General features: G+C 53.3%; 6 protein-coding genes, 1 tRNA gene and 3 rRNA genes. 4 read left to right on the forward strand and 6 right to left on the reverse strand.

Going from position 1 to position 13,272, the window contains the following annotated elements; genetic code table 11:
• Window positions 1-138 precede the first annotated feature (138 nt).
• The 3 genes from KP014_RS00365 (at window position 139) to KP014_RS00375 (ending at window position 3,511) form a co-directional block, all read left to right on the forward strand.
• The gene (locus KP014_RS00365) at window positions 139-1,479 is read left to right on the forward strand and encodes a carbohydrate ABC transporter permease (protein ID WP_246590610.1); all 1,341 of its coding nucleotides are present in this window, start codon (window positions 139-141) and stop codon (window positions 1,477-1,479) included.
• Entirely contained in the window at window positions 1,479-2,315 is an 837-nt protein-coding gene (locus KP014_RS00370; protein ID WP_036595664.1) for a sugar ABC transporter permease, read from the forward strand. The genes KP014_RS00365 and KP014_RS00370 overlap by 1 nt, the downstream gene beginning before the upstream one ends.
• Window positions 2,316-2,467: 152 nt before the next feature.
• Window positions 2,468-3,511 carry a LacI family DNA-binding transcriptional regulator gene (locus KP014_RS00375; protein WP_036595666.1) on the forward strand — a complete coding sequence of 348 codons (1,044 nt, stop codon included), beginning with the start codon at window positions 2,468-2,470 and terminating at the stop codon, window positions 3,509-3,511.
• 216 nt (window positions 3,512-3,727) lie between these two features.
• Here KP014_RS00375 and rrf read toward each other — a convergent pair.
• The 4 genes from rrf to KP014_RS00395 form a co-directional block, all read right to left on the reverse strand.
• Window positions 3,728-3,844, reverse strand: a 5S ribosomal RNA gene (gene rrf, locus KP014_RS00380).
• A 54-nt stretch (window positions 3,845-3,898) separates the two neighbouring features.
• Window positions 3,899-6,827, reverse strand: a 23S ribosomal RNA gene (locus tag KP014_RS00385).
• A gap of 129 nt (window positions 6,828-6,956) precedes the next feature.
• Window positions 6,957-7,032 (reverse strand) — tRNA-Ala (locus KP014_RS00390).
• A gap of 98 nt (window positions 7,033-7,130) precedes the next feature.
• Window positions 7,131-8,687: ribosomal RNA gene (locus KP014_RS00395) — 16S ribosomal RNA — on the reverse strand.
• The 16S, 23S and 5S rRNA genes sit together here with 1 tRNA gene alongside, the layout of an rRNA operon.
• A 465-nt stretch (window positions 8,688-9,152) precedes the next feature.
• Here KP014_RS00395 and KP014_RS00400 point away from each other — a divergent pair.
• Entirely contained in the window at window positions 9,153-10,406 is a 1,254-nt protein-coding gene (locus KP014_RS00400) for an MFS transporter (RefSeq protein ID WP_090833791.1), read from the forward strand.
• A gap of 125 nt (window positions 10,407-10,531) precedes the next feature.
• Here KP014_RS00400 and KP014_RS00405 read toward each other — a convergent pair whose 3' ends face one another.
• Window positions 10,532-12,445, reverse strand: a complete 1,914-nt coding sequence (locus tag KP014_RS00405; RefSeq protein ID WP_246590611.1) for a transglycosylase domain-containing protein — start codon at window positions 12,443-12,445, stop codon at window positions 10,532-10,534.
• Window positions 12,442-13,212, reverse strand: coding sequence for a hypothetical protein (locus KP014_RS00410; RefSeq protein ID WP_036591627.1), 771 nt, complete (start codon window positions 13,210-13,212; stop codon window positions 12,442-12,444). The genes KP014_RS00405 and KP014_RS00410 overlap by 4 nt, the downstream gene beginning before the upstream one ends.
• Between the last annotated feature and the right edge of the window lie 60 nt (window positions 13,213-13,272).

The following is a 13,272-nucleotide window of genomic DNA, read 5'->3' on the forward strand; positions in this document are numbered from 1 at the left end:
ACAATAGCCCCACAAAGTGGAGCCTTAACTTCGAAGCTTATTCCAAATACTTTGCGGGGGCCCCAAAATTCTTAACTATTACGCTAAGGCCGCTCCGTCGCTATCGGAGCGGCTTTTCTATAAGGAGTGAATACAACGGTGGAAAAACGATCCATAATAGAGCTTCGAAGACCATTTCTGTCCGGCTGCCGGACAAGCGCTGTCTTGTCGGTTCTGGTTATGGGAGCGGGTCAGCTTAACAACCGTCAGTACGGGAAAGGAATAGCGCTAATGCTGCTGCATTTGGCAGGTCTGTATGTGGCGATTGCCAAGCTGCCCCATGCGGTATGGGCGTTGGTTACACTAGGAGAGACATCGGCCCGTCTGGAGAAGGTCGGCAAGGTGTATCAACAGGTAATCGGGGATCATTCCATCTATCTACTGGTGGAGGGTCTGATTATGATTTTTCTAATGTTTCTTCTTCTGGCCGTTTATGTTCTAAATATCAGGGATGCTTATCGCTGCGCCAGACTGAGGGAAGAAGGCATGCCGCTGCATACGTTCAGGCAGACGCTGCATTTTTTACTCGATTACCGCTTTCCGCAGATTGCCATTGCCATTCCGGTGCTGGGTATCTTATTTTTTACGGTAATGCCGATTGTGTTCATGATTCTACTCGCTTTCACCGACTTCACGCGCAGCCATATGCCCCCTGCCCAATTAATCAATTGGCACGGCCTGGAGACATTTCGCGATATTTTCCGGCTTCGCGTCTGGAGCGAGACCTTCTACGGTGTAACCCTGTGGACCCTGCTCTGGGCCGTAGCGTCTACTTTGACCTGCTTTGCGGCCGGATTTGTTATTGCGCTGGCGGTACAGCAGAAGGATATCCGGTTCAAAAAGTTCTGGCGGACAATCTTTATTCTTCCTTACGCCATTCCTTTATTCGTCTCCACCCTCATTCTACGCAACGTATTTAACGGCCAGTTCGGACCGGTGAACGACTACCTCGAACTCATGGGGTTCGGGCGGGTTCCCTGGCTGTCGGACCCAGAGTGGGCAAAGCTCACGCTTGTCCTCGTCAACATGCTCCTCGGCTTCCCTGTAATCATGCTGATGATTATCGGCGTCCTGTCCACTATACCTGGGGATATGTATGAAGCTGCCGATATCGACGGGGCGGACGGACTGCAAAAGCTGCGGCTGATCACTTTTCCTACCGTGATGTACACCATGATGCCGATACTGATTATGCAATTCGTGGCGAATATCAACAATTTCAATGTGATCTATCTGCTGACCGGAGGCAATCCCGTTAACGGGAATTATCAATTCGCGGGTCATACGGATATCCTGATTACCTGGCTGTACAAGCTGTCCATGGAGCAGGGGCAATATAATTTTGCTTCGGTTATCGGTATTTTCATTTTTGTACTCTTGTCCGGGTTCGCTGTCTGGAGCATCCGCCGGACGAAGTCGTTTAAGGAAGAGAGGCTATAATGACGAATCGCCCCTTACGAAAAGCGGTGCGCCTAACGTTAAGTTACGTGCTGTTGTCGCTTGCCGCGCTGTTCTGTATTTATCCCGCCCTCTGGGTGCTGCTGTCCTCGTTCCGCCCGGGGGATATGCTCTTTAGCGAAACACTGCTTCCGACATCGTTCACACTCCTTCATTACAGGCAGTTGTTTGAGAATTATCCGTTCGCCGAGTGGTATGTGAATACGTTCAAAATCGCCATTATCAGCACCGTGATCTCCACTGTGCTTGTGATGATGACAGGATATGTGTTCTCAATGTTCCGTTTCACCGGCCGAAAAAACCTGATGAGCATGCTGCTGGCGCTCGGCTTATTTCCCGGCTTTATGAGCATGATTGCCGTTTATATTTTGCTAAACCAGATGAATCTGCTTAATACGCATGCGGCGGTTATTATCGTGTCTGCCGCGGGAGCGCCGCTGTTCTTTCTTTTCTCCAAAAGCTATTTTGATACGATTCCGCGCAGTCTGGTAGAGGCGGCGCGGATCGACGGGGCCGGTCATATGAACACGTTCTTCCGCATGATTTTGCCTTTGTCAAAGCCGCTGCTGGTGTATGTGGTGCTGATGAATTTTACCGGTCCGTTCACGGATTTCATCTTCGCCAGGCTCGTGCTGAGGACTCCAGAGAAAAAGACGCTGGCCGTCGGACTATACGATATTGTAACAGACCGAACAAAGCTTCAATTTACGATGTTCGCTGCCGGCTGCGTGCTGATTGCTGTTCCGATTACGGCGCTGTTCCTTCTGCTGCAGCGCTATCTGGTTGCCGGGTTGACGTCCGGCGCAGAGAAAGGCTAGCGAAGAACGCGGGCAGAGAGTTGGAGGTTGTCTGTTCGGCCGGGGCTGCATCGGGTATAATTGAAAGAAGAGTATGCAATAACTGCAATGTACGGTTCCGAGCGGTCCGATAGGTCTGCCTCCGGGAAAGAAAGAAACGGAGGGTTACAGTATTGGCGACAATTCAGGATATAGCAGATTATGTGGGGATCTCCATTGCCACCGTGTCAAGAGCGCTCAATAAGCCGGCGCTCGTCAATGCGGAGACGCGCGAGCGCGTGATGCAGGCGGCGAAGAAGCTTAACTATTTCGACACGGCCAAGTTCAAGCAGACCAATGCGAAGAACACGAAGATTTCCCTGGGCGTCATTATTCCATATATTACATCGTTCTTCTTCGGCGAATTATTTAGCGGAATCAGCCGGGTCGCCCAGGAGAACAACATCGATCTGATTTTGTACGAGCTGAAGAGCGGCAAAATGAACGAGGAGGGGCTGACCGAGGCGTTTTCCTTCGTGCAGCAGCATTTGGTCGACGGGATTATTCTGACCAGCTTCCATATGCCGGCCGAGTATGACAAGCTGGTCGATACGCTGCAGATTCCCGTCGTCCTGCTGCTAGACTCCCATGAGAGCGCCAAACTGCCGGCCTACAAGGTCGATGACATTCGTGCTTCGTTCGACGCCGTCGCTTATCTCGTATCGCGCGGACATCGGCGCATCGGCATGATTTCCGCCATGCTGACACAGCAGCACGACCGCGGCGAACAGCTCCGGCTCAAAGGCTATAAGCAGGCGGTCGACTTCTATGGACTGCCCTTTTCGGAGTCGTTTGTCGCCTACGGGGATATGCGTTTTGATGACGGGTACAAGGCGATGAAGGAGCTTCTCGCCGAGCGGGAGCAGACCGGACTAACCGCTGTGTTTGCTGCCTCCGACGAGATGGCGATCGGAGCGATGCGCTGCATTTACGACGCGGGGCTCAGAGTGCCGGAGGATATCTCGGTCATGGGCTTTGACAATTTGTCGGTAAGCGGAATCACGACGCCCAAGCTGACGACGATTGAACAGCCCTTTGGCGAGATTGGCGCAGAGGGCGTCAAGCATATGATCAGGCACTTTGCCGAGGGAGGAAAGTTCCCCGAGAAAGGACAGTTTTACCTCGCTTATAAAATCATTGAAAGAGAGTCAGTAGCCGTGATTCCGGTCGACAAATAGCGATCGATATGCGAACAGGCCGCCCTTTTCGAGGTGCGGTCTATTTGCGGTTTCCGGACGCGGTTTCCGAAATCGCTCTCCAGATCCTCCACCCGCTCCGGCGGGTATGGCGGATGGCGGAACCCTTATTCGCGTGTTAATCCAATCGCCGCTAGGCAGCATAAGTTAAAAAGAAATACAAAAAACCACTGCTGAAATCTCAGCAGTGGTTCATGTGCTTGGCGGCGTCCTACTCTCCCAGGACCCTTCGGTCCAAGTACCATCGGCGCTGGAGGGCTTAACGGTCGTGTTCGGGATGGGTACGCGTGGAACCCCTCCGCCATCGCCACCAAACGGCAGGCCTTGATCGCCTGAAAACTGGATTCGAAACGAAACATTGCGTTATTTTTGGATAAGCCCTCGACCGATTAGTATTGGTCAGCTCCATGCTTTGCAGCACTTCCACCTCCAACCTATCTACCTCGTCGTCTTCAAGGGGTCTTACTAACTTGGGAAATCTCATCTTGAGGGGGGCTTCACGCTTAGATGCTTTCAGCGCTTATCCCGTCCGTACGTAGCTACCCAGCCATGCTCCTGGCGGAACAACTGGTGCACCAGCGGTACGTCCATCCCGGTCCTCTCGTACTAAGGACAGCTCCTCTCAAATTTCCTACGCCCACGACAGATAGGGACCGAACTGTCTCACGACGTTCTGAACCCAGCTCGCGTACCGCTTTAATGGGCGAACAGCCCAACCCTTGGGACCTACTTCAGCCCCAGGATGCGATGAGCCGACATCGAGGTGCCAAACCTCCCCGTCGATGTGGACTCTTGGGGGAGATAAGCCTGTTATCCCCAGGGTAGCTTTTATCCGTTGAGCGATGGCCCTTCCATGCGGTACCACCGGATCACTAAGCCCGACTTTCGTCCCTGCTCGACTTGTAGGTCTCGCAGTCAAGCTCCCTTCTGCCTTTGCACTCTTCGAATGATTTCCAACCATTCTGAGGGAACCTTGGGACGCCTCCGTTACACTTTAGGAGGCGACCGCCCCAGTCAAACTGCCCGCCTGACACGGTCCCCGTACCCGCTTAGGGTACCAGGTTAGAACCTAGATACGATCAGGGTGGTATCCCAACGATGCCTCCACCGAAGCTGGCGCTCCGGCTTCCAAGGCTCCCACCTATCCTGTACAGATCGTACCCAAGTTCAATATCAAGCTGCAGTAAAGCTCCATGGGGTCTTTCCGTCTTGTCGCGGGTAACCTGCATCTTCACAGGTATTAAAATTTCACCGGATCTCTCGTTGAGACAGCGCCCAAGTCGTTACGCCATTCGTGCGGGTCAGAATTTACCTGACAAGGAATTTCGCTACCTTAGGACCGTTATAGTTACGGCCGCCGTTTACTGGGGCTTCGGTTCACAGCTTCGGGTTTAACCCCTAACCGCTCCCCTTAACCTTCCAGCACCGGGCAGGCGTCAGCCCGTATACTTCGCCTTGCGGCTTCGCACAGACCTGTGTTTTTGCTAAACAGTCGCTTGGGCCTTTTCACTGCGGCCCCCTCGGGCTATTCACCCTACCGAGGCACCCCTTCTCCCGAAGTTACGGGGTCATTTTGCCGAGTTCCTTAACGAGAGTTCTTCCGCGCGCCTTAGAATTCTCTTCTCGCCCACCTGTGTCGGTTTGCGGTACGGGCACCTTCTCCTGGCTAGAGGCTTTTCTTGGCAGTGTGAGATCATGACCTTCGCTACTACAATTTTCGCTCCCCATCACAGCCCAGCCTTATGGTGTACGGATTTGCCTATACACCAGCCTCGCTGCTTGGACGGACATCCATCAGTCCGCGTCACTACCCTCCTGCGTCCCCCCATTGCTCATCACGGATTATGGTGGTACAGGAATATCAACCTGTTGTCCTTCGACTACGCCTGTCGGCCTCGCCTTAGGTCCCGACTTACCCTGAGCGGACGAGCCTTCCTCAGGAAACCTTGGGCTTTCGGCGGATCAGATTCTCACTGATCTTTTCGTTACTCATACCGGCATTCTCACTTGTATGCAGTCCAGCTGTCCTTGCAGTCAACCTTCAACCCGCATACAACGCTCCCCTACCCCTGATGCAAAGCATCAAGCCATAGCTTCGGTGGTGTGTTTAGCCCCGTTACATTTTCGGCGCAGAGTCACTCGACCAGTGAGCTATTACGCACTCTTTCAATGGTGGCTGCTTCTAAGCCAACATCCTGGTTGTCTGTGCAACTCCACATCCTTTCCCACTTAACACACACTTGGGGACCTTAGCTGATGGTCTGGGCTGTTTCCCTTTTGACAATGGATCTTAGCACTCACTGTCTGACTCCCGGACGTAAGTCCATGGCATTCGGAGTTTGACTGAGCTTGGTAACCCTTGCGGGCCCCGCACCCAATCAGTGCTCTACCTCCACGACTTCAAATCCGAGGCTAGCCCTAAAGCTATTTCGGGGAGAACCAGCTATCTCCGAGTTCGATTGGAATTTCTCCGCTACCCCCACCTCATCCCCGCACTTTTCAACGTGCGTGGGTTCGGGCCTCCAGTGCGTGTTACCGCACCTTCACCCTGGACAGGGGTAGATCACACGGTTTCGGGTCTACGCCCACGTACTTCGTCGCCCTATTCAGACTCGCTTTCGCTGCGGCTCCGGCTCCTCGCCTTAACCTTGCACGTTAAACGTAACTCGCCGGTTCATTCTACAAAAGGCACGCCATCACCCCTAAAATGGGCTCTGACTTCTTGTAAGCACACGGTTTCAGGTACTATTTCACTCCCCTTCCGGGGTGCTTTTCACCTTTCCCTCACGGTACTGTTTCACTATCGGTCGCCAGGGAGTATTTAGCCTTGGCAGATGGTCCTGCCGGATTCATACGGGGTTTCACGTGCCCCGCACTACTCGGGATCCGTCTCGGAGGGAACGATTTTTCAGCTACAGGGCTTTTACCTCTTCTAGCGGGCCTTTCCAGACCTCTTCGCTTAAACCGTTCCTTTGTAACTCCATGGGAGACGTCCCACAACCCCGAAGAGCAAGCTCTTCGGTTTAGGCTGTTCCGCGTTCGCTCGCCGCTACTGACGGAATCACTCTTGTTTTCTCTTCCTCAGGGTACTTAGATGTTTCAGTTCCCCTGGTCTGCCTCTACCTACCCTATGAATTCAGGCAGGAGTGACTGTGCATTACCACAGCCGGGTTTCCCCATTCGGACACCCCCGGATCAACGCTTGCTTACAGCTCCCCGAGGCCTTTTCGTTGTTCGCCACGTCCTTCTTCGGCTCCTGGCGCCTAGGCATCCTCCGTGTGCTCTTACTAGCTTAACCAACTAAGCACTTTCACTTCACTTGTTCAATCGCTTGACACAAGCTCAGCTAAAAGATGTTCTAAAACGCAATTTTCGTTTCGGTATCCAGTTTTCAAGGATCAAGACATAACAAATAGATGAAGTTTGTTGGTGGAGCCAAGGAGGATCGAACTCCTGACCTCCTGCTTGCAAGGCAGGCGCTCTCCCAGCTGAGCTATGGCCCCGCAAATTCCATCAAAACTGAACAAATGGGAACACGTTAGATTATGGAAGCTTAGCTTCCGTATTTGAATGTTTCCGCTCGGGAAACGATTCTCCATAGAAAGGAGGTGATCCAGCCGCACCTTCCGATACGGCTACCTTGTTACGACTTCACCCCAATCATCTACCCCACCTTCGGCGGCTGGCTCCCTTGCGGGTTACCCCACCGACTTCGGGTGTTGTAAACTCTCGTGGTGTGACGGGCGGTGTGTACAAGACCCGGGAACGTATTCACCGCGGCATGCTGATCCGCGATTACTAGCAATTCCGACTTCATGCAGGCGAGTTGCAGCCTGCAATCCGAACTGAGACCGGCTTTATAAGATTGGCTCCGCCTCGCGGCTTCGCTTCCCGTTGTACCGGCCATTGTAGTACGTGTGTAGCCCAGGTCATAAGGGGCATGATGATTTGACGTCATCCCCACCTTCCTCCGGTTTGTCACCGGCAGTCACTCTAGAGTGCCCAGCTTCACCTGCTGGCAACTAAAGTCAAGGGTTGCGCTCGTTGCGGGACTTAACCCAACATCTCACGACACGAGCTGACGACAACCATGCACCACCTGTCTCCTCTGTCCCGAAGGCCTACGCTATCTCTAACGTATTCAGAGGGATGTCAAGACCTGGTAAGGTTCTTCGCGTTGCTTCGAATTAAACCACATACTCCACTGCTTGTGCGGGTCCCCGTCAATTCCTTTGAGTTTCAGTCTTGCGACCGTACTCCCCAGGCGGAGTGCTTACTGTGTTAACTTCGGCACCAAGGGTATCGAAACCCCTAACACCTAGCACTCATCGTTTACGGCGTGGACTACCAGGGTATCTAATCCTGTTTGCTCCCCACGCTTTCGCGCCTCAGCGTCAGTTACAGCCCAGAAAGTCGCCTTCGCCACTGGTGTTCCTCCACATCTCTACGCATTTCACCGCTACACGTGGAATTCCACTTTCCTCTTCTGCACTCAAGCTGCCCAGTTTCCAGTGCGACCACAGGTTGAGCCCATGGTTTAAACACCAGACTTAAACAGCCGCCTGCGCGCGCTTTACGCCCAATAATTCCGGACAACGCTTGCCCCCTACGTATTACCGCGGCTGCTGGCACGTAGTTAGCCGGGGCTTTCTTCTCAGGTACCGTCACTCTTGTAGCAGTTACTCTACAAGACGTTCTTCCCTGGCAACAGAGCTTTACGATCCGAAAACCTTCATCACTCACGCGGCGTTGCTCCGTCAGGCTTTCGCCCATTGCGGAAGATTCCCTACTGCTGCCTCCCGTAGGAGTCTGGGCCGTGTCTCAGTCCCAGTGTGGCCGTTCACCCTCTCAGGTCGGCTACGCATCGTCGCCTTGGTGAGCCGTTACCCCACCAACTAGCTAATGCGCCGCAGGCCCATCCCTTGACAGCAGATTGCTCCGCCTTTCAGCCTCCCAGCAGGTGCCAAGAGGAATTATCCGGTATTAGCTACCGTTTCCGGTAGTTATCCCAGTTCAAGGGGCAGGTTGCCTACGTGTTACTCACCCGTCCGCCGCTAAGTATTTTTGAGAGCAAGCTCTCAAAAATACTCCGCTCGACTTGCATGTATTAGGCACGCCGCCAGCGTTCGTCCTGAGCCAGGATCAAACTCTCCAATAAGGTTTTTTCGTGCGGTTACTCCCTCGAATCACTCCAAGAAAATAACCATCCGAAAAGTCTATCGATAGAGCGATTAGCTCATTTTGAAACTGACGATTCATTCACATGAATCATTTAAATTAACGCGTTCCATTTGTTCAGTTTTCAAAGAACTTGCACCCGGCATTTTGAACATTCCGTCTCATGCACAGGAATTATAGAATAACACGCTACATTACTTTCGTCAACTCTTTTTTCAATTGTGACTTTTAACTTCATCACAACCTCGCGAGCGACAAGAAATAATATATCATGCCTATCTCCAACTTGCAACACTTTTTTTAAAATAAATTATTTATCTATTACGCAAAGGTATTAATCGGTCTATACCTCATAGTTTTTGTGGAATGTTCATTGCAGTGAAGCAGTAAAACGAGTTATCGTAATTAATATCCATTTCCCGGCTTAATATAGAAAGGAGCTGTTATGAGAAATCAAACGTCTACAATATCGCAGGTAAATGTGGCGGCGGGAGAGCAGCGCAATCTTCAGCAGGCCACGATCTATCGGATTCTGCTGGCCGTCGGTTTCGTCCATTTGTTCAACGATTCCATTCAGGCGGTTATCCCGGCTATTTTTCCTATCCTTAAGAGTAATATGCTGCTCTCCTTCGCCCAAATCGGATGGATAGCGTTTGCGCTCAACATTACGTCCTCGGTTATTCAGCCGGTCATCGGCTACGCCGCAGACCGCCATCCGCGTCCGATCCTGCTTCCGCTCGGGATGGGCAGCACTTTAACGGGTGTTCTGCTGCTGGCCTACGCCAATAATTATGCCCTGGTGCTGATCTCCGTCATTCTGATCGGGTTCGGCTCAGCGACCTTCCATCCCGAAGGCATGCGTGTGGCGCATATGGCTGCCGGTCTGAAAAAAGGGTTGTCCCAATCCATCTTCCAGGTAGGAGGCAATGCAGGACAGTCCCTTGGTCCGCTGCTGATGAAGTGGATTTTTATCCCGTTCGGGCAGATTGGCGCTTTAGGCTTTACAATTATTGCGGCCGCCGGTGTCGTGGTGCAGACCTATGTGGCCCGGTGGTACCGGGAGATGCTGGATGCCGGCTATACGTTCAGCAAAAAAACCGTGTCCCGCGCAATGGATCCCGCCAGAAGGAAAAGCATTTTGAGGGCAGTGATTATTCTGGTCTTAATCGTTTTTGTGCGCTCATGGTATGGTCAAGCCATCGGAAGCTACTATACGTTCTATTTAATGGAGAAATACGGTCTGGTGCTGGACAGTGCTCAGAATTATATTTTTATGTACTTGGCTGCCGGAGCTCTTGGCACTCTCTTCGGCGGCCCGCTTGCCGACCGGTTCGGACGGCGAAATCTGATCCTGTTCTCCATGGTCGGAACCGTACCATTTGCGCTGGCACTTCCGTTTGTAAATCAATTTTGGGCAGGTGTGCTGCTGCTCATAGGCGGATTTGTCCTGCTGTCCAGCTTCTCGGTAACCGTTATTTATGCGCAAATGCTGTATCCCGGCAATATCGGCACCGTCTCCGGGCTTATTACCGGACTGGCTTTCGGTCTCGGAGGGATCGGCTCGCTGTTCATCGGTCATATGATCGATATGGTCGGCATCACCCGTGTCTTCACTGCCTGCGGCTTCCTGCCGCTTCTCGGCCTACTCGCCCTGCTTCTCCCAGGGGACCGGAAACTGGAAGAATGGGCGGCAGAGTGATCCATGGAAACTGAACCGTCCGCAAAAGTCTCATCGCTTCCTTTTTCACAGGGAGGATGAGCTTTTTTCATAATTGATGTCCCGGGAAAGGAGAGGGGGGGCATGAAAATGGAGCATATCGAGGCTTATCGCCGCGTCTGTTGCAGGACCGATTCCATAACCCTGGCAAATAAGGCTGCCGCTGCTCCGCTGCCTGCGGTCATATAGTTATCCCGGTCGGTTCGGTCAAACCCCATCCACACGGCAGCCGTCCATTCCGGGGTATAGCCGACAAACCAGATGTCACGGTTGGCCTTACGATCGGTTCCAGGCAGATCCAGCTCCGTTGTGCCGGTCTTTCCGGCGACCGGTCTGTTCATTTGCGCTCTTATACCTGTGCCTTCCTGGACGACAGTCCGCAGCATGGTGGTCATTTCTCCAGCTGTCCGCGCCGAAATCACCCGGGAAGCGGCCGGAACATGCTCATACAGCACGGTTCCGTGACGGTCTGTAATTCTGCGTACGGTATGTGCTTCCCGGTAGGTGCCGCCGCTTGCGAACACACTATAGGCTTGGGCCATCTTCAGCGGGGATACCCCTTTATGCAGGCCGCCAAGCGCTATCGACAGGTTATTGTCCTCGCCGGTTAGCTCAATACCAAGCTTGGAAGCAAATTGACGCGCATAAGCCAGGCCCGTCTGCCTTAGCAGCCATACTGCCGGGGCGTTGGCGGACTTTTGAAGCGCCGCACTCATCGTTAATTGTCCCGTATAGGCGTTGTTAATATTTTCGGGCCGATAGCTTCCGTAAGCGTACGGACGGTCGGGCAGCACGCTGTCAGGTGTAAACCTCCCGCTCTCCAGCGCGGGTCCGTAAACGATAATCGGCTTAAAGGCGGAGCCGGGTTGGCGGGCGTCAAGAATGGCCCGGTTCAGATCTCCTTCGCGAGGATTGCGTCCGCCCATCATGGCGACGATCTCGCCGTTATGATGGTTCACAATGACCATGGCAGCTTCCGCTTTGCGGTTCTTACCATCCGGCGGAAAGGCCTCCTTCCTCAAAAAGGCCTTCTCCAGCGCAGACTGAGCTCCTTTATTTATCGCGGTTTCAATGAGATACCCGCCCGTTCGAAGCTTCTCCGTCGATATGCCCGTTACCCGGGACGCTTCACGGAGCGAGGCCTCCATATAGGAAACGGCAGACGGTTCGGCCTCGGCCTCTCCGGGCGGCTCATACTTGCGACCGGCTGCCTCCCTCATTTCACTTACGGTGATTAAGCCTTCCCGCAGCATGATGCCAAGGACAAGCCTGCGCCTATCCAGCGACTTCTCGGCGTTATCCACCGGATTATAAACGGACGGCCCTTTCGGAATTCCCGCCAAAATAGCAATCTGCCAAATCTCCAGCCGCTTCAGGTCGGAGACGCCGAAATAACGTTCCGCCGCAGACTTGACGCCGTACTGTCCTCTCCCCATATAGATTTGGTTCAAATACAGCTCCATGATTTCGTTCTTGGACAGCCGCTTTTCCAAAGCGACGGCGATGGAGGCTTCATTCAGCTTGCGCAACATCGTCCTGTCCCTGTTCAGATAGAGGTTGCGGGCAAGCTGCTGCGTAATGCTGCTCCCTCCCTCGGAAAGCCTCATCCGAGCGGAATTGTTCACGAACGCCCGTAGAATTCCCTTGTAATCAAGACCATTATGGTCATAAAAGCGCCGGTCCTCAACGGCAACAAACGCCTTGATTAGAAGCTCCGGCATTTCCTGCAGTTTGGCCGCTTGTCTGTAACCCGATCCGGGCAAAGGGATTTTGCGCACAGTCGTACCGTCCGAAGCGGCGATGACGCTGGATTCGGGAAGAATCAGGATATCCTGATGGCGATGAACGGCAAATTCTCCGTACTCGCGCATATAGAAGAGCGCAATCAGCCCCAGCATGGCGGCGAGCACTCCCGCGTCAAACAGCCTGCACAGGAAGCGGAGAACGTCAGCGCGTCGGCCCTGGATTCCATGGTTACGGGGAAATCGCATCCCTCTGCGAACGGCGAATATTTTCTTCATGGAACAATCCGGCCTTCCAGCGAGCGTTCCATATCCAGTAATTCCACTTTCGCTGATTCCAGATGGGCATATAGAGCACTCTCCCGGTCCGGAACCTCCGATTCCGCCGCCGACAACTCTCGAAGTATTCTTTTCGTTCTAAGAACGAGGGCGATCGCCTCCCCGCCGGTCCAATCTGCCGGTTCCCTACATTCGTCGTCCTCGCCTCCAAGCTGCTTCGGGAGAGAGGAAGAGTGAGGCACCGGGGCTGCGGATGAGTTCAAACCGGGCGATATGGGAGAACGTACCGGAACTGCCGACGGGAGGGAACCGGACGATTCGGGAGAACGCTCCGGAACCTCCGACAGGCGGGAACCGGACGATTCGGGAGAGCTCGCCATTTCGCTTTTGCCGATTCGCTCCAAATTAGCAGCGAATTCACTCAGTTCTCCCCCGGTGCGTACGGCGAGTTCCGAAATTTTGCCGCCTTCCGCCAGTTTCTCTGACACCCGCAGGAGCGTCTTCATATCACTGTCCAGCATTTGGGACCTTAGCATAAACAGAAGGCCGAAGCATGTCAAATACAAGACGACGGAGAGCGGAGTCCGCCCAACAACATTGATGATCCCGTTCGACAACCGGATAAACAGAGCTTCCGATTCCGGCGAATAGCAAGTATACAGCAAGGCGAATATCCGGCGGACGACAAACAGAAGGACGCCGCTCAGCAGAGCGCATCCGCCGGTAATATACAAATAGCCGAGCCGCACCGTGTAGAATCTTTTCATGGCCTCTTCCTCCTCGCATTCAGGCAATTGCCGACCTAAAGCTAAAGGATAGCGACCAAA

The organism is Paenibacillus sophorae (assembly GCF_018966525.1).
GTDB lineage: Bacteria > Bacillota > Bacilli > Paenibacillales > Paenibacillaceae > Paenibacillus_AQ > Paenibacillus_AQ sophorae.